This window comes from Ruegeria sp. CF3 (assembly GCF_056537365.1).
This window is the reverse complement of the sequence record NZ_JBQFRK010000002.1, coordinates 820,776-845,741: the sequence shown is the minus strand read 5'-3', so window position 1 is coordinate 845,741 and position 24,966 is coordinate 820,776. Positions and strand designations below refer to the sequence as shown.

Sequence of the window (24,966 nt, the reverse complement as noted above, 5' to 3'; positions counted from 1 at the left end):
AGGGTTTAATACTGTATCCAAGCCAGTGAGTCCTCAGTCCGCCGGGTTGAGGGGTTGTATTCGGCGCTGACCCAGCCGCTGTAATCCGACTGGTCCATCGCAGCAAACAACGCGGCAAAGTCCATTGTACCCAGCCCGGGTTCCGAGCGATCCGGCGCAGCCCCGATCTGTGCATGGACAATACGGGGCTGAAAACGGTGCCAAATCGCCAGCGCGTCGCCGTGGATCATCTGCGCATGAAAACTGTCATATTGTAGGCCGACATTTGCGCGGTCGACGCGGTCCAGCACTTCGGCGGCCAGATCATAATTGTTCAGGAAGTAACCGGGTTGCGATACGGGGTTGAGCGGTTCGATTGTAAACCGCTGTGCCGGCGCAAGATCTGCCGCCCATTGCAGGTTCTCGACAAAACAACGCAGGGCCTCGGGGCCGGAAGCGTATCCGGCCATAACGTGAATCATCTCTGGCCGCAGCACATCCGCGTAGCGCAGAACGCGCCGGATATCGGACTTAAACCTGTCAGAGCTGCCGGGCATGGCGGCGTAACCCGGTTCACCGCCGGTATAATTCGGGGGCGGGGCGTTGATCAGCACCAGATCAAGCCCGCTGGACAGCAGCGCGCGGCGGGTCTCTTTGGCCGCGAGGTCGTAGGGGAAGAGAATTTCAACAGCCGTAAACCCGGCCTGCGCGGCGGCTTGAAACCGGTCGAGATAGGGCAGTTCTGCAAACAGCAGTGAAAGATTGGCGGCAAATCTGGGCATCGGGCATCCGGTGTCGAACTTTGCAGAGCCTAGCGATCACGACGGCCACGTGAAAGAGACTGAAAACGACAGATTGTCGAAAATCGGCCAGATAAAGGTTTTCGAATCAGGGACCATCAGGCTCAAGCGGTATCCCGTTGCGAGGGCCGCGCCAACAATAAGGTCTGATCACGATGGCCATGAGCCCTGAACCCGCGCGCGGGACCGCTATAGCTGTATCTGACGGTCGACAGACCGCGTTCACCGGAAATACGCTGGCGGTGGCTTCGATGCTGACTTGGGCGGCGGGTTTCCCGGCGGCTGAGATCCTATTGCAAAGCTGGCCACCTATCGCCCTGTTCGCAGCACGGATGTCTCTTGCGGTGTTGGTCATGGTACCAATCTGGCTGATTCTGGACGGACCGGCTCAGGTATTGCGCGCCCGTTGGGGCCATGCCCTCCTGGTCGGCGGTTTGGGGCTAGGGTCGGGGATGTTCCTGATCCTTGTAGCGCAGAAGCTGACCGACCCAGTTACCGTTGCCATTATCGCCTCGTGTGCGCCTTTGATCGCTACGATCATGGAGCTTGTGGCGGGAACGCGGCGATTGCGCTGGAGCTTTGCGCTGGGATTGGTGATTTCAATCATTGGCGGCCTGATTGCCACCAGCGCGGTGGCACCGGCACAATTAGGACTGGGCGCGATGTGCGCAGTGGTGTCTACCGCGCTGTTCTGTTGGGCCAGCATGGCCACTGCGCGCGACTTCCCCGAGCTTAGCCAGTTGGGCCGTAGCACCATTACCTTGGTCGGAGGATTGTCGACCGCAGCCATTCTAGTACCGTTAGCCGGATTGCTGGGGCTAGAGGTCATGCCTACACGCCCCGTAGATGTGGCGCAGATGGGTATGTTGGTGTTCTACGCACTGTTCTCACTGGGCCTGAGCCAATTTTTCTTCATAGCATCAGTGGGAAAACTAGGGGTCGCCCTGGCGTCATTCCACATCAATACCGCGCCATTTTATGTGATGGTGATCATGATGGCGCTGGGCGAGGACTGGAACTGGACCCGCGCGCTGGGCGCGTCGCTGGTGGCGCTTGCGGTCGTGCTGGCGCAGGACCGCAAACCGCGACCGGTTCAATCCTCTAGCACATCGGATGCGATCAGTGGGAAAAACTGGCCGTCCGACCAGACACCAAACCAACCGTCGTGATGTCTGGCGATCTCGACCAACCGGTAAAAGCTCTTGCGATCAATGCGCGCCTCAAGATTCGCGCGCACCAATATGTAGGGTGAGGGCTCATCAGTTTCCGTATTTAGGACAATGCGTATCGGGTGATCGGGCCCGGCGATGGCTGTATCGCCCACTTGCGTCGTAAAAGTCAGACGTTGGGCTTCGCCTTGTCCCTCATGCTCAAAATCAACGGCAACAAACGGCGCATCCTCGACGGTGATTCCCACCTTTTCAGCGGGAGTGACGAGAAAGTACCTACCCTCTTCTTTCTTAAGAATTGAGGAAAATAGCTTAACAAGCTCGACCCTGTTGATCGGTGACCCTAGATAACTCCAAGTGCCATCTTTGGCGATCCGAATGTCCAGATCGCCACAAAACGGAGGATTCCATAGGTGAACGGGCGGCAAACCCCGCGTTTTGGCCGCTTTGACCGAAGCCGCCAGACCGTCTGGCGAAGGGGTCACGGGTTTTTGTCCGCTCATTGCTTTTGCCATTTCCTCTCAGCGCGATACACTTCAATCATAACAGTCCACGGAAGGGAACCTCATGTCCGAACCTGCCGACCTCGTGTCCGAGATCGAAGCGCTGGAAAACAAGCTGCAAGAGGCCAAATCCTCGATCACCCGCCGCTTTATCGGGCAGGAGAAGGTCGTGGACCTGACCCTGACCGCGCTTTTGTGCGGCGGTCACGCGCTGCTGATCGGTCTGCCGGGGCTGGGCAAGACGCGGTTGGTCGAGACGCTTTCGACCGTGATGGGCCTGCATGGCAACCGCATCCAGTTCACGCCGGACCTGATGCCTGCTGATATTTTGGGCTCGGAAGTGCTGGATACTGCCGAAGATGGCAGCCGCCATTTCCGCTTCATCTCCGGCCCGATTTTCTGTGAGTTGCTGATGGCGGACGAGATCAACCGTGCCAGTCCCCGGACCCAATCGGCGCTGTTGCAGGCGATGCAAGAGCGTACGGTGACAGTCGCGGGCGAAGACCGCGAATTGGGCGTACCGTTCCATGTGCTGGCAACGCAGAACCCGATTGAGCAGGAAGGGACCTATCCATTGCCCGAAGCTCAACTGGACCGGTTTCTAGTGCAGGTCGACGTGGAATATCCGGATCGCCAGACCGAGCGAGATATTCTGCTGGCTACCACGGGCGTCGAGGAAGCCGAGGCGCATCAGATTTTCACCAAAGAAGAATTGCTGGCCGCACAGGTTCTGTTGCGCCGGATGCCTGTAGGAGAGTCTGTTGTCGAACTGATCCTCGATCTGGTCCGCGCCTTCCGCCCGGATGAGGCAGGTGTGTCAGAGCGGGTGAAGGAAACTGTTGCCTGGGGTCCCGGACCGCGCGCTGCGCAGGCTCTGATGATGACCGTGCGCGCAAATGCGATGCTGGAAGGCCGTTTGGCCCCCAATGCCGAGGATGTTCTGACCATGGCGCGTCCGGTTCTCAGCCACCGTATGGCGTTGAACTTCGCGGCGCGGGCACGTGGTGACAGCCTCTCTGACCTGATTGAGTCCACCGCTACTGGGCTGGTCCGAACTGAGGCCGCGGCGTGAGCGCCGCCCAGACCCTACGCGAACGCTCCGAGGCCGAAGCGTCCCGGTTGCCGCCGTTATTGGCGCGGGCCGAGCATCTGGCCGGAACCGTTTTATTGGGCGATCACGGGCGGAGACGCTCGGGTCTGGGGGATGATTTCTGGCAGTACCGACCTGCGCAGATTGGCGACAGTCGCCGGTTGATCGACCATCGCCGTTCGGCCCGCGGTGATCAGCAGTTTGTACGTGAGCGCGAATGGCAGATTGCACAGTCGATCATGCTTTGGGTCGATCAGGGCGCGTCGATGCGGTTTGCTTCGGACAAGAACTTGCCGACCAAGGCCGATCGTGCGCGCCTGCTGGGGCTGTCGACCGCTATCCTGCTTGTGCGTGGTGGCGAGCGCGTTGGTCTGACTGGCACGACGCTGCCCCCGCGCAGGGGGAATGCTCAGATCATTCGGCTGGCCCAAGCCTGGTCTGAAGATGCGCAAACCGATTACGCGCCACCCGAACACCGCGCCATGATCCCGCATGCGCGTGCGGTGTTTATCTCGGATTTTCTTGGGCCGCTGGACGAGGTCGAGCTGGCCCTTACCAAAGCCGCTGACCGGGGCGTGCGCGGCGTGTTGCTGCAGGTTCTGGACCCCAGCGAGGAGTCCTTTCCCTATTCGGGACGTACCATTTTTGAAAGTGTTGGTGGCACCGCTCGACATGAAACCTTGAAGGCCGCTGATTTGCGCGATCGTTATCTGGATCGCTTAGCGGCGCGCAAGGATGCGCTGACCCACCTGTGCCGCGCGACTGGCTGGCAGATGGGGCTCCATCACACCGATGACAGCGCTCAATCGGCTCTGTTGTGGCTTTATCGCGCCTTAGATGGGGGTGCGCAATGACGGTTCTTGCAGGAATCGGATTTACCGCGCCTTGGGTGCTGCTGGGTCTTCTGACCCTTCCGATTTTGTGGTTGATCCTGCGTGCCGTCCCACCTGCACCGATCCGACGTCTTTTTCCGGCGGTCACCTTGCTGCTGGGATTGAAGGATGATGAAAGCGTTTCGGACCGTACACCATGGTGGTTGCTGCTACTGCGGATGCTGGCAGCCGCAGCGATCATCATCGGGCTGGCAGGGCCGGTGATGAACCCCTCACGCGATGAGACCGGATCCGGGCCGCTACTGCTGGTGCTGGATGCAAGCTGGGGGGGCGCGACACGTTGGTCCTCGACACTTGATCAGATTGATGCGCAATTGACGGAAGCCGGGCGGGCGGGTCGTCCTGTGTCGATCTTGCGTCTGACTGAGCCTGAGGCACCTGTGTTTCAGGCCGCCGAGGCGTGGCGTGGGCGTCTGCCGGGCCTTACACCGATGCCGTGGCAGCCAACCGAAGCGCAGATTGACCAAACTCTGATCGCGTTGGGACAGGTCGAAGGTGGCTTCGACACCCATTGGTTCAGCGACCGTCTGTCCTATGTCGGCCATGATCGTTTGACTTCTGCCCTGCAGGCGCGTGGGGACGTGATTGTCTACCAATCCTCTGCACCTGTCACCGCGATCTTGCCCGCCACCTATCAGGACGGCGCAATCCGACTAAGCGTACAGCGCGCTAATCCAGGACCAGAGGAAAGAGTCACCGTTCTGGCGCAAGGGCGCGACCCGGCAGGAGCAATGCGGGTGCTGCAATCGACCAATCTTGAGTTCGAAAACGGCTCTACGCAGGCGGAAATTGATCTTGCGCTTCCATCGGAACTGCGCGCACGCATTACACGGTTCGAGATTCAAGGCCAGCGCTCTGCCGGTGCCATTACACTGACAGATGACAGCCTGCGTCGACGCGAAGTGGCGTTGATCGCAGGCACCCTGAACCGCGAAGGGTTAGAGTTACTGTCGCCGCTTCACTACCTGACACAGGTGCTGATTCCGACTGCTGATTTTGTCGAAGGCGGCCTGGCCGAGGTTCTCCCCGCGAACCCGGATGTGATCGTATTGGCGGATGTGGCCAAGCTGTCCGAGTCGGAACAGGCTGAAGTCGTCGAATGGGTTGAACAGGGCGGCCTACTGCTGCGCTTTGCCGGCCCACGCATGGCCGCCAGCGATCTGGGGCGCGATACTGAGGATGCACTGTTGCCGGTTCGACTTCGTAGCGGTGGCCGCTCGGTCGGCGGCGCCATGAGCTGGGGTGAAGCGAAGGGGCTTGCTCCGTTCACTGAAAACTCGCCGTTCTATGGGTTGGAGATTCCTGCGGACGTCTCTGTGACCACTCAGGTCATGGCACAACCAGATCCTAATTTGGCGGATCGGGTCATTGCGTCACTGTCGGATGGCACACCATTGGTGACCCGAAAACCGCTGGGGCTGGGGCAGGTGGTTCTGTTCCATGTCACGGCTGATGCGGAATGGTCCAGCCTGCCGCTGTCCGGGCTGTTTGTCGAAATGCTCGACCGGCTTGCCGTTGCCTCTGCTGCCAAATCGCGTCAAGAGGCTCAGATGCAGGGCACCGTATGGGAGCCGATTCAAATAATGGATGGCTTCGGTGTTTTGACTGACGCAGGAACGCTGCCCGGTGTCGATGGAGACGAACTGGTTTCTGGGCAAATCGGGCCGGACCTGCGCCCGGGGCTTTATGAAAACGGCAAGCAGAAACTGGCGCGGAATGTTCTTGCCGAGGATGCTGTACTATCCCCGGTGATCTGGCCGTCTGACGTCCCAATCCGGGGTCAGGAGATCAGCAATGAGACTCCGTTGGAAGGGCTGTTGCTTGGCCTTGCATTGTTGTTGCTGACAATCGATGTGATTGCCTCTTTGGCGTTGTCGGGGCGCTTGGCCAAGGCAACCCCTGTTGCATTTGCGCTTGCTGCCCTGTTCCTTGCCCCCGAGGTGCGGGCACAGACCCCTGAAGACACCGATTTTGCATTGAACGCGACGCATGAGCTTGTGCTGGCCCATGTACTTACCGGGAATGCTCAGGTCGACGATATCGCGCTGGCCGGGCTGCGCGGGTTGGTGCAGACGCTGCATTTTCGCACTTCGGTCGAACCCGCCGACCCGATTGGCATCGACCTTGAACGTGATGAGCTTGCATTCTTTCCGCTGCTCTATTGGCCTGTTACTCCGGACCAGCCGCAGCCCTCGATTGAAGCTTATGCAAAGCTCAACGCCTATCTGCGGTCGGGTGGGATGATCCTGTTTGACACGCGCGATGCCGATATCGCCGGTTTCGGGGCCTCCAGTCCCAATGGGCGCAAGCTACAACAGCTGGCGGCACCGCTGAATATCCCCTCGTTAGAGCCTGTTCCGCGTGACCACGTGCTGACTCGCGCCTTCTACCTGTTGCAGGATTTTCCCGGACGATATTCTGGCACCGAGGTCTGGGTCGAAGCCGCGCCACCCGATGCCGAGCAGATCGAAGGAATGCCCTTCCGAAACCTCAACGATAACGTGACCCCGGTGGTGATCGGCGGTAATGACTGGGCCGGGGCCTGGGCGGTGGATCGCAACGGTCAGTCCCTGTTGCCCGTGGGTCGCGGTTATGCCGGAGAACGACAGCGCGAGTTGGCCAATCGGTTTGGGGTTAATCTGGTAATGCATGTGCTGACCGGGAATTACAAATCCGATCAGGTTCACGTACCCGCGCTTTTGGACAGGTTGGGACAATGACCGGAACCGTCATCTTTGACCCGCTAATCCCGTGGCCGTTTCTGGCAGCCGTGGCATTGATTGCCATGTCAGGTGTGGTTCTGGCGCTTTGGCGCGGTCTGTCGGGCTGGGCCCTGCGCGGCTTGGCGGCCTTGGTCATCCTCGGGGCGCTTTGCGGTCCTGTTTATCAGGTCGAAGATCGCGCGCCGCTTACCGACATCGTGTTGATGATCGAAGATGAAAGCGCCAGTCAAACCCTATCGGATCGTGCCGAACAGACTGCTCAGGCTGCCAACGACCTCGCGACCGAGATCGAAGCCCGAGACAATACCGAGCTGCGCCGCATACAGGTTGGTGACGGCGATGGTGACGAGGGCACGCAGGTCATGGCTGCGCTGAACGCGGCACTGGCCGAAGAACCCCGTGCGCGGATTGCGGGCATTATCGTTGTGTCAGACGGCATCGTTCATGATGCAGACCTGGCACCCGACCTGCCTGCTCCAATGCATCTGTTACAGACCGGGCGCGAAGGCGATTGGGATCGGCGCCTGATCGTGCGTAACGCCCCAGCCTTCGCCATTATCGGTGAACCCGTGACCCTGACCCTGCGCGTCGAAGATACTGGCGCTGCGCCTGCCGGAGTTGCAAACGCTCCGCTTGAGATTTCCGTCGATGGAGGTGAACCCGAGCAGTTCACCATTCCAATCGGTCTGGACGTCGAGCTCCCGATCACGCTGCCGCATGGTGGTCGGAACGTCATCCAGTTCACGGTCCCGCAGGCCGAGGGTGAGCTGACTGACCGCAACAACACGGCTCTGATCCAGATGAACGGCGTGCGGGATCGCCTGCGTGTTCTGCTGGTTTCGGGCGAGCCGCATCCGGGCGGGCGTACGTGGCGCAATCTGTTGAAATCCGACAGCTCGGTTGATCTGGTCCATTTCACCATCCTGCGGCCACCGGAAAAGCAGGACGGCGTTCCGGTGGACGAACTCTCATTGATTGCCTTCCCGACGCGGGAGTTGTTTCTGGAGAAGATCAATGATTTCGACCTGATCATCTTTGATCGCTACAAGCGGCGCGGCATCCTGCCTGCGATCTATCTGGACAATGTTGGCGACTATATCGTCAATGGTGGCGCGGTGCTGGTCGCTGCTGGTCCTGATTTTGCCACGGCTGACAGCCTGTACCGATCCCCGCTTGGGCCGGTCCTGCCCGCAAAACCCAGTGCGCGGGTTTACGAGGAACGGTACGTGCCCATGGTCACCGATCTGGGCCAGCGTCATCCGGTTACCGCTGATCTGGGCGATGCTGAGACTTGGGGCGCTTGGCTGCGCCAGATCGATGTCAGCCAGCTGTCCGGCAATATGCTCATGACCGGCGTGGATGATCGTCCGTTGCTGCTGTTGGATCGCGTGGGTGAAGGCCGTGTGGCGCTGATGGCATCAGACCACGCCTGGCTATGGAGCCGCGGCTTTGAGGGTGGTGGCCCGCAGCTGGAACTACTCCGCAGGCTGGCGCATTGGATGATGAAAGAACCCGAGCTTGAGGAAGAGGCGCTGTGGGCCGAAGCGAACGGCCAGTCCATGCGTATTATCCGTCAAACGCTGGAGGATGAGGTTGGCCCGGTCACCGTCACCCTCCCCAACGGCGACACCTTGGAGATTACGCTAAACGAAGTCTCGCCCGGTCGGTTCGAGGCGCAGTACTTCGGCCCTGAAATTGGCCTGTACCGTCTGGAAGAGGGTGCGCATTCTGCCGTGATCGGTCTTGGTCCTGCTGCACCAAAGGAATTCGAGCGCACGATCGCGACCGATGAGATTCTAAGCCCCGTTCTGGCCAGCCTGCGCGGGGGAACGATCCGGTTGGAAGAGGGTCTGCCCTCAATCCGGAATGTCCGTGCGGGCCGACCGGCAGCAGGTCGGGGCTGGATCGGTCTGACCCCGCGCGACGCCTATGAAACCCGCGATGTTACACAGGCCGGGTTGCTTCCACCCTGGCTGGTGCTGTTGCTTGCCGGTGGGTTCCTCTTGGCCGGTTGGTTGCGTGAGGGACGTCGCTAACGCTGCTTAAGCACTTTTTCATGCTCTACCGCGATGCTCTGAGCAGATTATCGCGGGAAAACTTTACATGAGTCTTGCTGAGAAACTGGCGCAGGAACGGCGCGCACGACTGGCGGCCGAGCGGTTGTTGCATCTGAAACAGGCCGAGTTGTCTGCTGCCAACCGCAAATTGGGACGTCATGCTATCGCATTGACACGTCAGATCGATGAGACTCAGGCCGAGGTTGCGACGGTTCGCGATGAAAACGAAAAGGTCAAATCCGATCTGACCGTGGCCAATGCCAAGATCGAAGAGGCTGAACGCCGCCTGTGGCATTCGATCCAGACCATCCCTGACGGGTTTGCCTTTTTCGACGGCAACAACACACTGATCGGTGCCAACGCCGCTTACCTAAGCGTTTTCGATGGGCTGGAAGAGGTCGCGCCGGGGATCAGCTACACGCGTATTCTCGAAATTCTGACCCATGAAGGTATCGTGGACATCGGCGCGGAGAATATCGCGGACTGGCAGGCGCGTATGCTTGCACGCTGGGCGCAACCGCACCCCGAACCCGAGGTGATCCAGTTGTGGAACGGCCAGTATATCCGGCTGATTGATCAGCGGGGCCACGGCGGTGACGTGCTGAGCCTGGCGTTGAACATCACAGCCTCGGTCCGGCATGAGGCCGAGCTAAACGCTGCACGTGAACGGGCCGAGGCCGCAAACCGCGCCAAATCCGCCTTTCTGGCCAATATGAGCCATGAGATTCGCACGCCGATGAACGGGATCGTCGGTATGACCGAACTGCTGACCGAAACCCCGATGAACGAAGAACAAAGGCTCTATGTAAGCACAATTCGCAATTCGGGCGAGGCTTTGCTGGTCATCATCAACGATGTTCTCGACTATTCCAAGATCGAGGCCGACAAGTTGACGCTGCACCCCGAACAGTTCGATTTGGAGCGCTGTATCCTTGAGGTCGCGATGCTGTTGCAACCCAGCGTACGCGACAAGGGCCTGACCTTGCTGGTGGACTATGACCTGTTCCTGCCGACGCTTTATGTGGGTGATCCGGGGCGGATTCGGCAGATTCTGACCAACCTTGTCGGCAATGCAGTGAAGTTTACCGCGCAGGGCCATGTCCTTATCCGGGTGACCGGTGTTCCTGACGCGACAACTGAAACCTGCGACATCCACGTGGCCATCGAGGATACGGGTATCGGAATCAAAGCCGACAAGGTCCCGCACATCTTTGGTGAATTCAATCAGGTTGAGGATGCCCAGAACCGCCAATTCGAAGGCACGGGTTTGGGGCTGGCAATCACCAAGCGGCTGATCTCGATGATGGGCGGTGCCGTCTGGGTCGAAAGTGACGCGGGCAAAGGATCTTGCTTTGGGTTCCGTATCACACTGCCCACGGCTGAGGGTCCGCAGCCCGTTCCGCCTGATCTGGCGGGGCAGTTGGGCCGTGTTCTGGTGGTCGAGGATATGGCCGTCAACCGCGCCATTTTGACCAAGCAACTGAGTCGCCTTGGGTCTCAGGCGCTCACCTGTTCAACAGGGGCTGAAGCGCTTTCTGCAATGGACAAAACTATTGATCTGGTGCTGTGCGATCACGATCTGCCGGACATGGACGGTCTGGAACTCGCCACAACACTGCGCGACAAAGGATGGGGTGGTCTGCCAATTGTGGTGATGTCGGCCAATCCGGGTGTGATTCATGCCGACCCGGCCCATCGCCTGATTGACGGCGTATTGCAAAAGCCCATTCCTCGCGCCGAGCTGTATTCACGGCTGATGGCGCTGGGTGCTCCTGTATTCAAGTCGGATCGCAGTGACGACTGCGTCGCTGATCCCGAGACTCATGCGCAAGTTCCGCAGAATCAGAGGCTGATGCGGGTTCTGGCAGCCGAGGACAATCGAACCAATCAACTGATCCTTCAAAAGATGACCAAAGATCTGAAGATCGATTTGAAATTCGTCTCCAATGGGTTGGAGGCGATCGAAACCTTCGCCAGTTTCGACCCGGACCTGATTTTCATGGATATCTCGATGCCCAAGATGGATGGGAAAGAGGCGACGGGTGAAATCCGGCGGCGCGAGATCGGAACGGATCGACATGTTCCCATAGTGGCCCTGACGGCCCATGCCATGACAGGGGATGATCAGGGCATACTGGCAGCCGGGCTTGATCATTATCTGACCAAACCGTTGCACAAGAAACTGATCCACAAGATGATACTGGAACATCGTCCAGCCGATGCCCAATTGGTCGGTGCAGAAGGTGAAAGTACGGTATAGGATCGATTTATGTCAGATGAGCGCGGTTTTCGCCCCCGGGGATTGGGTGAGATTGCAATTCGCTGCGCCGATATGGCGGCAATGGTGTATTTCTATGAGAAGGTGATCGGGTTGCAGCGATTGCAAGGCGACCATAACAGCGCCATCACCTTTTTTCGGATTGCCGAAGGGTTTGGTGGACATACACAGGTGCTGGCCCTGTTTCACCAATCTGTTGGCTCTGGGCGTGGATCGGGCCAGACTGGCGCGGCAGTGCCAGTAACAGGGGGCGCCTCGGCCCTGCACCATATCGCGCTGTCGCTGCCCTTTGTCGAACAGGATGCTGTCATGCGCTGGTACGACCAGATCGACCAGCCTTATCGGGTCGAGCATTTCGGCTGGATCGGCTGGCGCGGTATCTTCACCCAAGACCCCGAAGGGAACACCGTTGAGCTTGTAGCCTACGACCCTTCACTGCTCGATCAGGCCTGATAGGGGCGAACAAACACAGGTTTGTAGTCGTCAGACAGGTCTGCCCTGTATTCATAACCACCGCTGTCGAAATCCAACAGGCCAATGGGATCGGTCAGGCGGTGCTGGATGATGTAGCGTGCCATCGCACCGCGCGCTTTCTTGGCGAAGAAGCTGACGATCTTGGGGGTGCCGCCCTTGTCCTCCATGAAGACCGGGGTCACAACGGGCAGCTTCAGTGCCTTCAGGTCGACCGCACCGAAGTATTCCTGACTGGCGCAGTTCACCAGAACCGTGCTGTCAGTTTCGGCGGCCTGCGCGTTCAGCACCTTGCTTAGCTGATCGCGCCAATATTCGTACAGGTTTTTTCCGCGTCTGGTTTTCAGTTTACTACCCATCTCAAGCCGGTAGGCCTGTATGGCATCCAGCGGGCGCAATACGCCATAAAGCCCGGACAGAATGCGCAGGTGATCCTGTGCCCAGGCCATTTCGTCGGCATCCAGCGATGCGGCTTCAAGCCCTTGATAGGTATCGCCCGCAAAAGCCAGTGCGGCAGGGCGTGTCGTCTCCGCATCGGGCACGTCCGAGAACATACGATACCGGTCGCGGTTCAGGCGGGCCAAGTCGTCGCTCAGGTCCATCAGTTTTTTCAGATCGCCCAATGTCAGATTGCGTGCGGTCTTCGACAAGCGGATCGCGTCATCTTGAAAATCGGGTTGCGTCACTTCGACGTTTCGTTCTGCCCAATCCAGCCGCTTGGCCGGGGAAATCACTACCAGCATATCCGCCCTCGTTTCTCGCCTGTTCAGGCGTATCTATCCCGCCTGTTGCAGCACGTCCAGAAACGCCGCGCCAAACCTTTCGTGACGACGGTCACCCAGAACCTGCTCCATCGCTCGTGGATCATCCGGGTGCATTTGCGCCACTTTCGCCAGTTGCGAGGCCGTGCAGCTTAGCGGTTTGTCGATCCCGTCGGGGCCACGCGACAATTGCGATTGAACCTCAAGCAACTGATCGTAAATGTCGCCCTGATTGCGGCCGGCAAGTTTGCGCCTTGCGGGGTGCAGCTCTTCTACCGCGCCGGTCAGCACCTCAAGGAAAGTGGAACCATAGCGTTCCAGTTTCTTTGACCCGATACCGCTGATCCGCGCCATGTCATCCAGATTTGCAGGTCGGGTTTCTGCCATCTCGATTAGGGTGCGATCAGGAAAAATGACATAAGCCGGGACCCGAGCGGCCTCGGCCAGTGCGCGCCGCTTGGCCTTGAGCGCCGAGAGCAGCGGCGCGTCTTCCTCGGACACCATCGCTTTGACAGCGGGTCGTCGGGTGGCTTTGCGGATGGTATCCTTGCGCAGATCGATCAGCGCTTCACCTTTCAGGATGGGTTTGGCGGCTTCTGTCATACGCAGCGCGCCGTGGCGTTCAGGGTCGGGGCGCACCAAATCATGGCCCATCATCTGCCGGAAGATCGCTTGCCATTGCGGGCGCGACCAGTCCTTGCCGATGCCGTAGGTGGACAGATTGTCGTGTCGCCGTGCGCGAATTTTATCGGTCTCGTTGGCAAGCAGAATGTCGATCAGATGACCTGCCCCGAACCATTCCTCGGTGCGTAAAATCGCGGACAGAGCCATACGGACGGGCGTTGTGCCGTCGAAGATTTCTGGCGGGTTGTCGCAGAGATCGCACTTGCCGCAGGATTCAGCCTGTTCCCCAAAATACCCCAGCAAGGTCTGGCGGCGGCATTTCAGTGCTTCGGCCAATCCCAGCAGCGCGTTAAGACGCGCATGATCCGCCATGCGCCGTTCAGGTGGGGCCAGCCCTTCGTCGATCTGTGAGCGTCGTAGTCGTATATCGTCAGGCCCGAACAAGGTCAGGGTCTCGGCTGGTCCACCATCGCGTCCGGCACGACCGATTTCTTGATAATAGGCCTCGATCGATTTCGGCAAATCCGCATGGGCGACCCAGCGGATGTCCGGCTTGTCGATACCCATGCCAAAGGCGACCGTAGCGACGACAATCAGCCCGTCCTCGCGCGCAAAGCGAGCTTCCACGATGCGGCGATCCTCGGCCTCCATCCCGCCGTGATAGTGGCAGGCCGTGTGACCTTCGGCGCGCAGGGCTTGCGCCAGCACCTCGGTCTTGTTGCGGGTCCCGCAATAGACGATGCCGGATTGGGTTTTGCGCGCGGCAGCGAAATCGAGGATCTGTTTGCGCGGTCCATCCTTGGCGGCAAAAGCCAGATGGATATTGGGCCTGTCGAACCCCCGCAGGAATTTGCGCGGCGCGACACCGTCGAACAGTTTTTCGACGATCTCGTCCTGCGTTTCCGCATCCGCTGTCGCGGTGAACGCGGCGAGGGGAACATTCAAAGCGCGCCGCAGCTCTCCGATCCGCAGATAGTCAGGGCGGAAATCGTGGCCCCATTGGCTGACACAATGGGCTTCATCCACCGCGATCAGATTGACGTTAATCCTACGCAGCATCCCCAGCGCCGACCCGGCGGCCAGACGCTCGGGCGCCATATACAGAAGCTTGAGCCGCCCAGCCTCTAATGCGTCCCATACCGCATCAGTTTCTTCGGGGGTGTTGCCCGAGGTGAGCGCGCCCGCCTCGACACCGGCTTCCTGCAGCCCACGCACCTGATCGCGCATCAAGGCGATCAGCGGAGAGATCACAACAGTCACGCCGTCTCGCAGCAACGCAGGTAACTGAAAACATAAGGACTTGCCCCCACCAGTGGGCATGATCGCCAGCACGTTTTCACCTGCGGTCACGGCGTCGACGATCTCTTCCTGACCGGGGCGGAAGTCGTCGAATCCGAAAACGTCTCGCAACAAGGGTGCGGAGTCGAACATGCGACGGAGGGTCCTGTTTTATGGTTTATCTGCTCTTAAGACAGGACCATCACATACTAAGATTCGGTGAACAAGAGGTCAGTAGAAATAGACCGCGTTGTTGATCAGGATGATCCGCAACGCATAGACCCCGATCAGCACCACCAGAGGGGTCAGATCCAGACCGCCCATGGCGGGCAGAATGCGGCGAATGGGGCCGTAGATCGGCTCTAACAAACGGTTCAGTCCGTACCATATTTGCGCCACCAGTTGCTGGTGCAGGTTCAGCACCTGGAAGTTGATCAGCCAGCTCATGATCACATGGGCAAGGATGATGAACCAGACAATGTCCAGGATCAGCAGAAGGATTTGGATCAGCGACAGCATGGGCACTCCGTTCGTCAATTGTCCTGAGACCTAAGCGTCACAGCCGCAAAGAGCAAGTGCGCCCCAACAGAACGCTTGCGAATTGACCCAAAGCCCCGTCTTATGATCGCAACAATAATAATATGGGGCAGAGATGGCTGATATTTCCAAGCGTAAGCGCATCTGGGGCTGGTGGTTTTTCGACTGGGCCAGCCAGCCGTTCCATACATTGCTAGTGACCTTTGTCTTTGGCCCCTATTTCGCCGGGGTGGCGGCTCAATACTATGCGAATACCGGATTAGACACCGATGCAGCGGCGGCGCAGGCGCAGACCGTCTGGGCGAATTGCCTGACCATAACTGGGCTGATCATCGCGTTCGGAGCGCCCCTGTTGGGCGCGATGGCGGATGTTTCGGGTCGACGCATCCCGTGGATTCTCGGGTTTTCGGTGATGTACGCGGTGGGGTCTGCCGCGTTGTGGTACACGATGCCCGATGGCTCGAACATGTGGTTGATGCTGTCGGCTTTTGGTCTGGGCTTTGTGGGCGCAGAATATGCACTGATCTTCATCAACTCTCAGCTGCCCGATCTGGGTGACGATAGAGAAGTGGGCGAGATTTCAGGTTCGGGCTTCGCCTTCGGCTATTTCGGAGGCCTGTTGTCGCTGGCCATCATGCTGGCGCTGTTTGTTGAACAGCCCAACGGCAAGACCTTGATTGGTATGAATCCGTTGTTCGGGCTGGATGCGGCAACGCGTGAAGGGACGCGGTTTGTCGGCCCCTTCACCGCGGGATGGTTCGTGTTGTTCATGGTGCCGTATTTCCTGTGGGTTCGGGATGATCCTGAGACCAACAAACAGGGTAGCGTGGGTGAGGCGCTGCGCTTGCTGGGCAAGTCCGTGGCGGCGCTGCGTCACCGGGTCAGTCTGGCGACCTATCTGGGGTCTTCTATGTTCTATCGCGACGCGTTGAACGGGCTATACAGTTTCGGAGGCGTCTATGCACGGCTGGTGCTTGAATGGGATTTGATCAAGATCGGCGTGTTCGGAATTGTCAGCGTTCTGGCCTCGGCCATCTTTGCCTGGATCGGAGGCAAGATGGATCGTAAATACGGCCCTAAACCGGTGATATTGGTTGCGATTTGGGTTCTGATCTTTGTCTGCGTAACGGTTGTATTGATGGATCGAACACAGATCTACGGAATTTCATTGCCCTTAGGCTCGGGTCTGCCGGACATGGCGTTCTTCGGGTGCGGAGTTCTGATCGGCGGCATGGGAGGTATTCTGCAATCCGCCAGCCGTTCAATGATGGTACGCCATACTGATCCCGCCACCCCGGTCGAGAGTTTTGGGCTGTACGGGCTTTCGGGTCGGGCGACCGCCTTTGCAGCGCCGCTATTGATCGGAATAGCAACAGCAGCAACCGGTAGTGCAAGACTGGGGGTGTCACCGATCATTCTGTTGTTTATTCTGGGCCTAGTCCTGATGCGCTGGGTGAAACCGGAAGGGGATCAGAGCAGATGATTTTACTACGTTTTTTGGCCGTTCTGGCCGCAATAGTACTGGCAGGCGTGGCCACGGCACAGCCCTTGGCCAAACAGTTGTTTGGAGCCCAGAAGGTGGGGTCGCAGCAAAAGTCCGCCGCATTCGGCAGTTATTCGCGCGGGTGCGCCGCCGGGTCGGTGCAACTCCCTGAAACCGGGCCAACTTGGCAAGCCATGCGCCTGTCGCGCAATCGCAATTGGGGGCATCCTCAGGCGATCGACTATGTGCAGGATCTCAGCCGGTTTGCCGCGAAACAACCGGGGTGGAATGGTCTCTATATCGGGGATATCAGCCAACCGCGGGGGGGGCCGATGACCTCGGGCCATCGTTCGCATCAGTTGGGTTTGGATATCGATATCTGGATGCTGCCGGGCGATAACATGCGCCTAAGCCGCAAAGCACGCGAGAATATCTCGTCTATATCCTTGCGCCGCGCGAACGGCGCGTATGTAAACGGCAACTGGACCAAGCAGCACCATGCGGTATTGCGCGAAGCCGCTAAGGACAAGCGCGTTGCCCGGATCTTCGTATTCCCGGGTGCAAAGGTGCAGATGTGCAATGACGAGAAGGGCAACAAAGCCTATCTGCGCAAGATCCGGCCATGGTGGGGACATCACTATCATTTCCACGTGCGGCTGAAATGCCCGAAAGGATCGAAAGGCTGTGTAAATCAGGACCCGCCACCCAAGGGTGATGGTTGCGCCGAGGCGCAGCAATGGGTGCGCAATATTCTGAACCCACCGCCACCTGATCCAAATGCGCCGCCGCCCAAGAAACGTCGTGAATATCGAATGGCGGACCTTCCCCAGCAATGCGCCGCAGTCTTGCAATCCAACTGATTGTTGCAACGCTGTTGGCCAGTGCCGTTTCGGCAGTTGGTACCAGCCCGGCAACGCTTCTAGCCCGATTTGACTGGTACAACAGTGCCGGTTGGTTTGGCGGGTTCTCGGCCCTTCATTTGTCGGAAAACGGCCGGCAAATGATCGTGCTCGGCGACCGGTCGAGGCTTGTGACCGCGCGGATCAACCGGGATGGAGACCAAATCAGGAATATCCAGATACTGAGATACGGACCCATCTTCTCGAGCAAAGGGCGCAGCCTGAGCGGTCGGGCAGGGGATTCCGAAGGGATCGCTGTCGCTCCGGATGGGAGCCTATATATCTCGTTCGAAGGTGTGCACCGAGTGGTCCATTATTCCACACCGGGGGCCAAAGCCAAGGTATTGCCCCGCCCGGAGGCTTTTCATGATTTAGAGCGCAATGGCTCGTTCGAAGCATTGGCGATCGATGATCGGGGCAGGCTTTACACCCTGACCGAGAAATCCCGCACCGCAGACGGTAAAATCCTCGTCTATCGGTGGGATGGCCACCACTGGACAAGGCCGTTTGTTTTGCCGCCGAGTGGAAGGTTCCTGCCGGTTGCGGCAGATTTTGGACCCGATGGGCGTTTGTATGTGTTAGAGCGCGCGGTGTCATTTTTCGGCTTCCGCTCGCGACTGCGGCGCTGGGTGATCGCAGATGATGCACCCGTGTCACAAGAGATTCTGTTCGAAACCAGCACCGGGACGCATGACAATCTCGAGGGCCTTTCTGTCTGGCGCGATGTGCAGGGGCGGCTGCGCGCAACGATGATTTCCGACGACAACTTCTTCTTTCTGCAACGCACTGAATTGGTCGAATACTTGCTGCCTGATTGACAGGCGGCAGACAAAGGTCTAAACGCACGGCCTGCCTCGGGATGAGCCTGGGGCCAAGTCGCCGCTACCTTGTCAAAACGGGCATCTGAAAATGCAACGCAGCTTTATTCCCGGCATCCTTGCCATGGCCTCGATCGTCGTGGCCTCAAACATCCTGGTCCAGTTCCTGATCCTTGACGGCCTGTTGACCTGGGGTGCCTTCACCTATCCGTTGGCCTTTCTGGTCACCGACATCATGAACCGCGTCTACGGCGTGGGTCCGGCCCGCAAGGTCGTATTCGCCGGATTTGTCACCGGTATCATCTGCTCGCTGATCGGCAGCCAGATCATGCTGCAGGGTGACGGCTTCACCTATGCCGCCGTGCCGCTGCGCATCGCAGTCGCTTCGGGCACCGCCTTCCTGATCGCGCAATTGACCGACGTCACTGTGTTCAACTCACTGCGTGGTGGCCGCTGGTGGCGCGCGCCGCTGGTGTCGACACTGGTCGGTTCAGCGCTGGACACCGCGATCTTCTTTACGCTGGCGTTCTCGGCCTCGGTTACCGTCTTTGGTGCCAATGCAGACGCTGCGATCAACTGGGCGTGGGAGCCTGTGCCCTTCATGCTGTCCGGCCCGATGGCCCCGCTGTGGGTGACGCTGGCCTTCGCTGACTGGCTGGTGAAACTGTCGCTGGCACTAATCGCCCTGATTCCGTTCAAGGTGATCGTCGCCCGTCTGACCGCTGCACAGCCTGCGTAAAAAAGTTCTTTGAGATTGGCACAACTTGTGTCACGCTCCTTGTTAACCGCAACAGATAGAAAAGGAGGTGATCCAGTGTCGAGAAAGAGATTGGAGAGAGGTGTTGGAACAACCGGGGGGATCGCCTGTTAAGGCAGCCCTTGGCGGAGCGCTCGCTCCGGCTGGTCGATTGATCTAACCGACCCAACCTCCTGAACTTTCGAAGGGCCGTCCCGCCGGGGCGGCCCTTTTTGTTTTCAACTGCGCCCTGTAAGGTCCGATCCATGTTGCGCATCACCGACGATATCGCCCTGCAAGACTGGGAAATGACCGAAAGCTTCGTGCGGTCCTCTGGTCCGGGTGGGCAGAACGTCAACAAGGTCTCCACCGCCGTTGAGCTGCGGTTCGAGGCCGCGCGCTCACCCTCCTTGCCTGATCCGGTCAAGACACGTTTGAAACGGCTGGCCGGACGTCGCTGGACCAAGGACGGCGCCATCATCATTCAATGTGAAGAAACACGGTCTCAGGCCCGCAACCGCGACATCGCGCGCGCCCGGTTGGCTGAACTGATCACGCGGGCTTTGGTCAATCCCAAGCGCAGGATCGCGACCAAACCCACTTATGGTTCGGTCAAGCGAAGGCTTGCTGCTAAGAAAGCCCGCGCGGATGTCAAAGCCCTGCGAGGCAAAGTGTCCGAAGATTGATCTGGCAGTTTCGCTGCACGTTGCTACTCTGCCGGTGCAAGACGCAGGGGAGGTAAAGCCATGAGGCTTGAGGGAAAAACCGCCATCGTAACCGGCGGCGCATCCGGGTTCGGCGCAGGGATTGTGCAAAAATTCTTGGCCGAAGGTGCCCGCGTGATGATCGCAGATATCAATGGCGAAGCGGCTTCCGACATGGCGTCCGCGGAGGGCACGAATGCCATCGCACAGCGCGTTGATGTCTCGGATGCGGCATCGGTTCAGGCCATGGCACATGCGGTATCGGAAGAATTCGGAAAACTTGATATTCTGGTGAATAATGCGGGCGTGACGCACCTGCCGGCCCCACTTGAGGACGTCGATGACGATGAATTCGACCGCGTCTTCGCCGTGAACATGAAATCCGTCTACCTGACCGCGCGCGCCTTTGTTCCGCAGATGAAGATACGCGGCGCGGGGACGATCCTGAACGTGGCCTCAACGGCAGGCCTGTCGCCGCGCCCTAATCTGAACTGGTACAACGCCTCCAAAGGCTGGATGATCACCGCGACCAAGACGATGGCCGTCGAACTTGCCCCCTCGGGCCTGCGCGTTAACGCGATCTGCCCGGTGGCGGGTGAAACCCCGCTGCTGAAATCCTTCATGGGTGAAGACACCCCGGAAATCCGCGCCAAATTCCTGTCGACGATCCCGCTTGGTCGCTTCTCAACCCCCGAAGACATGGCAAACGCCGCCTGTTTCCTCTGCTCGGACGAGGCCAGCATGATCACCGGCACAGCCCTAGAAGTGGACGGAGGCCGATGCATCTGATCCGCCCTTCATCTGGCCATAAATATCTCCGCCGGAGGCAGCGCGCCCCGGCGCGCTTTTCGGCCCAGTGCGCGAGACGAAAATGAACCCCGGACCCAGAAACCTGATCACTGATGTCGCTGGCCTCAAGGTTGGCAATGCGCACGATGATACGCTTAAATCAGGCACAACTGTCCTGACGGCGGACAACCCGTTCATAGCTTCGGTTCATGTGATGGGCGGCGCCCCCGGCACGCGTGAGACCGACCTTCTGGCGGTCGACAAAACTGTTGATCGGGTTGACGCGATTGCTTTGTCCGGCGGCTCGGCCTTTGGACTGGATGCGTGCTCGGGCGTTTCAGACGCATTGCGCGCTCAGGGGCGCGGATTTCAGGTCGGTTCGGCCGTCGTGCCCATCGTGCCGGGCGCGATTCTGTTCGATCTACTCAATGGTGGAGATAAGAACTGGACCGAAAATCCTTATCGCGATCTGGGGAAGTCTGCGTATTTGACCGCCTCACCAGAATTTGAACTGGGCTCGGTGGGGGCTGGTACCGGCGCATTGGCCGCGATGCACAAGGGTGGCTTAGGCTCGGCTTCGTTAAAGCTTGAGGGTGGCGTAACCGTCGGCGCGCTGGTGGCGGCCAATCCGCTTGGCAGCGTAACCACACCGGGTGATCGGCATTTTTGGGCTGCGCAGTTTGAGATCGATGGCGAGTTCGGTGGATTGGGGCCAGATCCGACCTCGGGTCTTGGTTCCTCTCTTGTCAGCCGTAAGGCGCAGATGATGCATTCTGCTCCGCCAGATCGCGCAAACACCACGATTGCTATAGTTGCAACTGATGCAGCGCTGACCAAACCGCAATGCCAGCGTCTGGCGGTAGCAGCCCATGACGGCATCGCCCGTGCCATTGTTCCTGCGCACACGCCTGGCGATGGAGATCTGGTATTTGGTCTCAGCACCGGCGCGCGCACGATTGGCCCCGAGGCGATGGCGATGATCGGCCATGCGGCCTCGATCTGTCTTGCGCGCGCGATTGCACGGGCTATCTATCTGGCTTCCCCCCGCGCTGGCGACCTGCTGCCCTGCTGGTCGCAGTTACATGACTTCGGTTAAGTACGACACCGATCGCCTGTGACACAGTGCCGTCGCGCGGCAATCTGCGCGTTGACTCTCTGCTGTGCCAGCGATCCATTCGGTGCAGCCAATTCATATCGGAGCAAAAGCTATGAATCGTATCCTTGCCACCGTAATTGCCGGTCTGCTGGCCCTTCCTGTCTATGCAGAAGGTGATGCCGAAGCGGGTAAGAAGACCTTCAACAAATGCAAATCCTGTCACATGATTGCTGACCCTGCGGGTGAAGTTATCGTTAAGGGCGGTAAGACGGGTCCGAACCTGTACGGAATCGCAGGCCGCACCGCCGGCACTGAAGAAGGCTTCAGATACGGCGACAGCATCGTGGCCGCGGGCGAAAATGGGCTGGTCTGGGATGAAGAGACTTTCGTGGCCTACGCCCAAGACCCCAAAGCATTCTTGAAAGACTATTTGGGGGAAACCTCGGCCAAGTCGAAAATGACCTTCAAGCTGAAGAAGGGCGCCGAAGACGTTTACGCCTATATCGTGAGCGTTTCGGGAGAGTAACTCCGCCAACAGGTTTACAGACGAACTTCGAAATGCCGCAGCCCCTGCGGCCTTTCGTGCGATTGATTGACATTGTAATCAGCGCCACTTTGGGGAAAACCGGTAAGGCCATGTGCACCGGAGATCGCCAACAGGAGACGACAGATGGGAATCTTGATCCCGGCTTGGGTTGAGGGCGAACTGACACCCGTCGACAAGCTGGAGGCGCATGAAAAGGGGCTGCGACACAAGGCTGTGTCCGTGTTTGCCGTGCGCGGGACCGAGATATTGCTGCAACGCCGGGCGATGGGCAAATACCACACGCCGGGTCTATGGGCGAATACCTGTTGTACGCATCCGGATTGGGACGAAAGCGCTTCGCATTGTGCCGTCCGGCGCCTGCGCGAAGAATTGGGCATCACCGGACTTTACCCCGAATACCGGCATCGATTGGAGTATCACGCCGATGTCGGCAACGGAATGGTCGAGAACGAGGTGGTCGACGTCTTTCTGGCCCATGTTCGTGGAGCCTTGAAAATCGAGCCTAACCCGGAAGAAGTGATGGATATCCGCTGGGTCGATTACCACGATCTGCTGGCCGAGGTGAAGCGGCACCCCGACCGTTTTACCCCGTGGCTCAAGATTTATCTGCACAATCACGCTGACACGATATTTGGACCTGACCTGATAATCTCGGCCAATTCATAACCCTGCCTTGCAAGGCGGACGCAAGCGGCATACATCAACGCGTCATGGCCAAGCAGAAGCAGAACACTGACCCGAATTACAAAGTGATCGCCGAAAACCGGCGTGCGCGCTTCGATTATGCGATCGAAGACGATCTCGAATGCGGTATTGTCCTGGAAGGGTCCGAGGTCAAATCCCTGCGTGCCGGTGGGTCGAACATTGCTGAAAGCTATGCGTCGGTTGATGACGGAGAGCTATGGCTGATCAACAGCTATATCGCGCCCTATGAGCAGGCCAAGGTCTTCAAACATGAAGAACGCCGCCGCCGTAAACTGCTGGTGTCACGCAAGGAACTGTCGAACCTGTGGAACGCGACCCAACGCAAAGGCATGACGCTGGTGCCGCTGGTGCTTTATTTTAATCACAAGGGTCGGGCGAAGCTGAAGATCGGCATCGCCAAAGGTAAGAAGCTGCACGACAAGCGCGAAACGCAGGCCAAGCGCGACTGGTCACGGCAGAAACAGCGCTTGATGAAGGACCACAGTTAGAACGCCATGGCCGCCTGAACCGCGCGTTGCCAGCGTGCATAGGCCGCGTCTCGGTCAGCTACGGGTTTTGCAGGCTCAAACCGCCGGTCCAGATCCCAGGTTTCGGCGAATCCGGCCTGATCCGGGTAGACACCCGCTTTCATGCCCGCCAGCCATGCGGCACCAAGCGCGGTGGTTTCCTGCATCACCGGGCGGTCGACCGGGGCGCCCAGAATGTCGGAAAGCCCCTGCATGGCCCAGTCCGAGGCGCTCATTCCGCCGTCGACGCGCAGGATCACGTCAGTCTCTGCGCCCCAATCGCCCTGCATGGCGTGCCACAGGTCGCGGGTCTGGAACGCGATGCTTTCCAGCGTGGCGCGCGTGATTTCGGCGCGGCCTGAATTGCGAGTCAGGCCAAAGATTGCGCCCCGGCAATCGGGTTTCCAATAAGGCGCGCCCAGCCCAGTAAAGGCAGGGACGAGAACAACGTGCTGGTTCGGATCAGCTTTGGCGGCCAGTTCACCGCTTTGCGGTGCGGTTTCGATGATTTGCAACGCATCGCGCAGCCATTGCACCGCCGCACCGGCAATGAAAATCGAGCCTTCAAGCGCATAGGTTTTCTGCCCGTCCAACTGATAGGCAATTGTCGTTAGCAGCCGGTTTTTCGATTCAACTGGCTGCGTACCGGTGTTGAGTAGTGCGAAACAGCCCGTGCCATAGGTGGATTTCATCATGCCCGGCTGGAAACAGGCCTGTCCGATGGTGGCAGCTTGCTGATCCCCCGCCACGCCGAGAATTGGAATATTACCGCTAAACAGCGAGGTCGATCCGAAGTCTGCGGCGCAATCGCGCACGTCGGGCAACAAAGCTTGGGGGATGTCCAGCAAGTCGCAGATCTCGGTACTCCATTCCCCTTTGTGAATATCGAATAGCAATGTGCGGGCCGCATTGGTGGCGTCGGTGGCGTGCACACGCCCTTGTGTCAGTCGCCAGATCAGGAAGGTATCGATTGTGCCGAACAGCAGTTCTCCGGCGGCAGCACGGTCGCGTGCGCCGGGGACGGTATCCAGCAACCATTTGACCTTTGTGCCCGAAAAATAAGGATCTAGCAGCAGACCGGTCTGGGCAGTTACGTCATCCTCGCATCCCGCTTTGCGAAGACGCTCGCAAATCTCAGCGGTGCGACGGTCCTGCCAGACGATTGCGTTGTGAATGGGGGCCCCAGTGGCGCGATCCCAGATGACAGTGGTTTCGCGTTGGTTGGTAATCCCGATACCAGCGATCTGTGCCGCGGATACACCTGTCGTTTGCATCACTTCACGACAAACCGTCAGAACGCTGTCCCATATCTCCTCGGCATCATGCTCAACCCAGCCTTCCTGTGGGAAATGCTGTGTAAACTCGTGCTGCGCAGTGCCGACGCGCTGCATTTGCGCGTCGAACAGGATTGCACGAGACGATGTGGTGCCCTGATCGATTGCCAGAATATAGGTCATTCCTGCGCCCCTCCCGCTTTGGTTTTGCAGGACTTTAGCGCAAACACAACCAAACGTGCCAGA

23 protein-coding genes are annotated in these 24,966 nt (G+C 58.9%); 17 read left to right on the top strand and 6 right to left on the bottom strand.

Annotated elements, in window-relative coordinates:
* Positions 1 to 5: 5 nt before the first annotated feature.
* Positions 6 to 761 (bottom strand): hydroxypyruvate isomerase family protein, encoded by a 756-nt coding sequence (locus ACR0KC_RS11580; protein WP_480706569.1) that lies wholly within the window; start codon positions 759 to 761, stop codon positions 6 to 8.
* A gap of 179 nt (positions 762 to 940) precedes the next feature.
* Here ACR0KC_RS11580 and ACR0KC_RS11575 point away from each other — a divergent pair, with 179 nt between their 5' ends.
* Positions 941 to 1,948 (top strand): DMT family transporter, encoded by a 1,008-nt coding sequence (locus ACR0KC_RS11575; RefSeq protein ID WP_480771871.1) that lies wholly within the window; start codon positions 941 to 943, stop codon positions 1,946 to 1,948.
* Here ACR0KC_RS11575 and ACR0KC_RS11570 read toward each other — a convergent pair.
* A complete protein-coding gene (locus ACR0KC_RS11570; protein WP_170514178.1) occupies positions 1,873 to 2,463 on the bottom strand; it encodes a DUF1285 domain-containing protein in 591 nt (196 codons plus the stop codon). The genes ACR0KC_RS11575 and ACR0KC_RS11570 overlap by 76 nt on opposite strands.
* A 52-nt stretch (positions 2,464 to 2,515) precedes the next feature.
* Here ACR0KC_RS11570 and ACR0KC_RS11565 point away from each other — a divergent pair, with 52 nt between their 5' ends.
* The 6 genes from ACR0KC_RS11565 to ACR0KC_RS11540 all read left to right on the top strand — a co-directional run bounded on the left by ACR0KC_RS11565 (position 2,516) and on the right by ACR0KC_RS11540 (position 11,945).
* A complete protein-coding gene (locus tag ACR0KC_RS11565; RefSeq protein WP_170394959.1) occupies positions 2,516 to 3,523 on the top strand; it encodes an AAA family ATPase in 1,008 nt (335 codons plus the stop codon).
* Positions 3,520 to 4,395 (top strand): DUF58 domain-containing protein, encoded by an 876-nt coding sequence (locus ACR0KC_RS11560; RefSeq protein WP_170408573.1) that lies wholly within the window; start codon positions 3,520 to 3,522, stop codon positions 4,393 to 4,395. The genes ACR0KC_RS11565 and ACR0KC_RS11560 overlap by 4 nt, the downstream gene beginning before the upstream one ends.
* The gene (locus ACR0KC_RS11555; protein WP_480791471.1) at positions 4,392 to 7,154 is read left to right on the top strand and encodes a DUF4159 domain-containing protein; all 2,763 of its coding nucleotides are present in this window, start codon (positions 4,392 to 4,394) and stop codon (positions 7,152 to 7,154) included. The genes ACR0KC_RS11560 and ACR0KC_RS11555 overlap by 4 nt, the downstream gene beginning before the upstream one ends.
* The gene (locus ACR0KC_RS11550; protein WP_480791472.1) at positions 7,151 to 9,193 is read left to right on the top strand and encodes a hypothetical protein; all 2,043 of its coding nucleotides are present in this window, start codon (positions 7,151 to 7,153) and stop codon (positions 9,191 to 9,193) included. Before ACR0KC_RS11555 ends, ACR0KC_RS11550 begins: the two co-directional genes overlap by 4 nt.
* Before the next feature lie 67 nt (positions 9,194 to 9,260).
* Complete coding sequence (locus tag ACR0KC_RS11545) at positions 9,261 to 11,474, top strand: response regulator (RefSeq protein ID WP_480771868.1); 2,214 nt, start codon at positions 9,261 to 9,263, stop codon at positions 11,472 to 11,474.
* A gap of 9 nt (positions 11,475 to 11,483) precedes the next feature.
* Positions 11,484 to 11,945, top strand: coding sequence for a VOC family protein (locus ACR0KC_RS11540; RefSeq protein WP_480771867.1), 462 nt, complete (start codon positions 11,484 to 11,486; stop codon positions 11,943 to 11,945).
* Here the strand turns inward: ACR0KC_RS11540 and yaaA are convergent.
* From yaaA to ACR0KC_RS11525, 3 genes are all read right to left on the bottom strand, one after another.
* Complete coding sequence (yaaA, locus tag ACR0KC_RS11535; protein ID WP_480771866.1) at positions 11,936 to 12,706, bottom strand: peroxide stress protein YaaA; 771 nt, start codon at positions 12,704 to 12,706, stop codon at positions 11,936 to 11,938. The genes ACR0KC_RS11540 and yaaA overlap by 10 nt on opposite strands.
* Before the next feature lie 33 nt (positions 12,707 to 12,739).
* Positions 12,740 to 14,779, bottom strand: coding sequence for a DNA helicase RecQ (gene recQ / locus ACR0KC_RS11530; RefSeq protein ID WP_480771865.1), 2,040 nt, complete (start codon positions 14,777 to 14,779; stop codon positions 12,740 to 12,742).
* A 78-nt stretch (positions 14,780 to 14,857) separates the two neighbouring features.
* Positions 14,858 to 15,145, bottom strand: coding sequence for a YggT family protein (locus ACR0KC_RS11525; protein ID WP_170394943.1), 288 nt, complete (start codon positions 15,143 to 15,145; stop codon positions 14,858 to 14,860).
* A 133-nt stretch (positions 15,146 to 15,278) separates the two neighbouring features.
* Between ACR0KC_RS11525 and ACR0KC_RS11520 the strand changes: the two genes are divergently transcribed.
* From ACR0KC_RS11520 to smpB, 10 genes are all read left to right on the top strand, one after another.
* Positions 15,279 to 16,646: an MFS transporter gene (locus ACR0KC_RS11520; RefSeq protein WP_480771864.1), complete on the top strand. Its 1,368-nt coding sequence runs from the start codon at positions 15,279 to 15,281 to the stop codon at positions 16,644 to 16,646.
* Complete coding sequence (gene mepA / locus ACR0KC_RS11515) at positions 16,643 to 17,506, top strand: penicillin-insensitive murein endopeptidase (RefSeq protein ID WP_480706553.1); 864 nt, start codon at positions 16,643 to 16,645, stop codon at positions 17,504 to 17,506. The genes ACR0KC_RS11520 and mepA overlap by 4 nt, the downstream gene beginning before the upstream one ends.
* Positions 17,479 to 18,363 (top strand): esterase-like activity of phytase family protein, encoded by an 885-nt coding sequence (locus ACR0KC_RS11510; protein ID WP_480771863.1) that lies wholly within the window; start codon positions 17,479 to 17,481, stop codon positions 18,361 to 18,363. The genes mepA and ACR0KC_RS11510 overlap by 28 nt, the downstream gene beginning before the upstream one ends.
* Positions 18,364 to 18,454: 91 nt before the next feature.
* Complete coding sequence (locus tag ACR0KC_RS11505) at positions 18,455 to 19,102, top strand: queuosine precursor transporter (RefSeq protein ID WP_170394930.1); 648 nt, start codon at positions 18,455 to 18,457, stop codon at positions 19,100 to 19,102.
* Positions 19,103 to 19,365: 263 nt separating this feature from the next.
* The gene (gene arfB, locus ACR0KC_RS11500) at positions 19,366 to 19,785 is read left to right on the top strand and encodes an alternative ribosome rescue aminoacyl-tRNA hydrolase ArfB (RefSeq protein WP_170394928.1); all 420 of its coding nucleotides are present in this window, start codon (positions 19,366 to 19,368) and stop codon (positions 19,783 to 19,785) included.
* Between the two features lie 60 nt (positions 19,786 to 19,845).
* Positions 19,846 to 20,592 carry an SDR family oxidoreductase gene (locus ACR0KC_RS11495; protein ID WP_480791473.1) on the top strand — a complete coding sequence of 249 codons (747 nt, stop codon included), beginning with the start codon at positions 19,846 to 19,848 and terminating at the stop codon, positions 20,590 to 20,592.
* Between the two features lie 82 nt (positions 20,593 to 20,674).
* On the top strand, positions 20,675 to 21,688 hold the full coding sequence (locus ACR0KC_RS11490) for a P1 family peptidase (RefSeq protein WP_480706549.1): 1,014 nt from the start codon (positions 20,675 to 20,677) through the stop codon (positions 21,686 to 21,688).
* A 112-nt stretch (positions 21,689 to 21,800) separates the two neighbouring features.
* Positions 21,801 to 22,214, top strand: a complete 414-nt coding sequence (locus ACR0KC_RS11485; protein ID WP_480706547.1) for a c-type cytochrome — start codon at positions 21,801 to 21,803, stop codon at positions 22,212 to 22,214.
* Positions 22,215 to 22,358: 144 nt separating this feature from the next.
* A complete protein-coding gene (gene idi / locus ACR0KC_RS11480) occupies positions 22,359 to 22,901 on the top strand; it encodes an isopentenyl-diphosphate Delta-isomerase (RefSeq protein ID WP_170394917.1) in 543 nt (180 codons plus the stop codon).
* 44 nt (positions 22,902 to 22,945) lie between these two features.
* Positions 22,946 to 23,428, top strand: a complete 483-nt coding sequence (smpB, locus tag ACR0KC_RS11475) for an SsrA-binding protein SmpB (RefSeq protein ID WP_170394914.1) — start codon at positions 22,946 to 22,948, stop codon at positions 23,426 to 23,428.
* Here the strand turns inward: smpB and glpK are convergent.
* Positions 23,425 to 24,903, bottom strand: coding sequence for a glycerol kinase GlpK (glpK, locus tag ACR0KC_RS11470; RefSeq protein ID WP_480706545.1), 1,479 nt, complete (start codon positions 24,901 to 24,903; stop codon positions 23,425 to 23,427). The two genes, smpB and glpK, sit on opposite strands and share 4 nt — an antisense overlap.
* Positions 24,904 to 24,966 lie beyond the last annotated feature (63 nt).

Bases quoted from the DNA above. Each gene is read 5' to 3' on its own strand.
- ACR0KC_RS11580 (WP_480706569.1), bottom strand. From the start codon at position 761: ATGCCCAGATTTGCCGCCAATCTTTCACTGCTGTTTGCAGAACTGCCC.
- ACR0KC_RS11575 (WP_480771871.1), top strand. From the start codon at position 941: ATGAGCCCTGAACCCGCGCGCGGGACCGCTATAGCTGTATCTGACGGT.
- ACR0KC_RS11570 (WP_170514178.1), bottom strand. From the start codon at position 2,463: ATGGCAAAAGCAATGAGCGGACAAAAACCCGTGACCCCTTCGCCAGAC.
- ACR0KC_RS11565 (WP_170394959.1), top strand. From the start codon at position 2,516: ATGTCCGAACCTGCCGACCTCGTGTCCGAGATCGAAGCGCTGGAAAAC.
- ACR0KC_RS11555 (WP_480791471.1), top strand. From the start codon at position 4,392: ATGACGGTTCTTGCAGGAATCGGATTTACCGCGCCTTGGGTGCTGCTG.
- ACR0KC_RS11550 (WP_480791472.1), top strand. From the start codon at position 7,151: ATGACCGGAACCGTCATCTTTGACCCGCTAATCCCGTGGCCGTTTCTG.
- ACR0KC_RS11545 (WP_480771868.1), top strand. From the start codon at position 9,261: ATGAGTCTTGCTGAGAAACTGGCGCAGGAACGGCGCGCACGACTGGCG.
- ACR0KC_RS11540 (WP_480771867.1), top strand. From the start codon at position 11,484: ATGTCAGATGAGCGCGGTTTTCGCCCCCGGGGATTGGGTGAGATTGCA.
- yaaA (WP_480771866.1), bottom strand. From the start codon at position 12,706: ATGCTGGTAGTGATTTCCCCGGCCAAGCGGCTGGATTGGGCAGAACGA.
- recQ (WP_480771865.1), bottom strand. From the start codon at position 14,779: ATGTTCGACTCCGCACCCTTGTTGCGAGACGTTTTCGGATTCGACGAC.
- ACR0KC_RS11525 (WP_170394943.1), bottom strand. From the start codon at position 15,145: ATGCTGTCGCTGATCCAAATCCTTCTGCTGATCCTGGACATTGTCTGG.
- ACR0KC_RS11520 (WP_480771864.1), top strand. From the start codon at position 15,279: ATGGCTGATATTTCCAAGCGTAAGCGCATCTGGGGCTGGTGGTTTTTC.
- mepA (WP_480706553.1), top strand. From the start codon at position 16,643: ATGATTTTACTACGTTTTTTGGCCGTTCTGGCCGCAATAGTACTGGCA.
- ACR0KC_RS11510 (WP_480771863.1), top strand. From the start codon at position 17,479: ATGCGCCGCAGTCTTGCAATCCAACTGATTGTTGCAACGCTGTTGGCC.
- ACR0KC_RS11505 (WP_170394930.1), top strand. From the start codon at position 18,455: ATGCAACGCAGCTTTATTCCCGGCATCCTTGCCATGGCCTCGATCGTC.
- arfB (WP_170394928.1), top strand. From the start codon at position 19,366: ATGTTGCGCATCACCGACGATATCGCCCTGCAAGACTGGGAAATGACC.
- ACR0KC_RS11495 (WP_480791473.1), top strand. From the start codon at position 19,846: ATGAGGCTTGAGGGAAAAACCGCCATCGTAACCGGCGGCGCATCCGGG.
- ACR0KC_RS11490 (WP_480706549.1), top strand. From the start codon at position 20,675: ATGAACCCCGGACCCAGAAACCTGATCACTGATGTCGCTGGCCTCAAG.
- ACR0KC_RS11485 (WP_480706547.1), top strand. From the start codon at position 21,801: ATGAATCGTATCCTTGCCACCGTAATTGCCGGTCTGCTGGCCCTTCCT.
- idi (WP_170394917.1), top strand. From the start codon at position 22,359: ATGGGAATCTTGATCCCGGCTTGGGTTGAGGGCGAACTGACACCCGTC.
- smpB (WP_170394914.1), top strand. From the start codon at position 22,946: ATGGCCAAGCAGAAGCAGAACACTGACCCGAATTACAAAGTGATCGCC.
- glpK (WP_480706545.1), bottom strand. From the start codon at position 24,903: ATGACCTATATTCTGGCAATCGATCAGGGCACCACATCGTCTCGTGCA.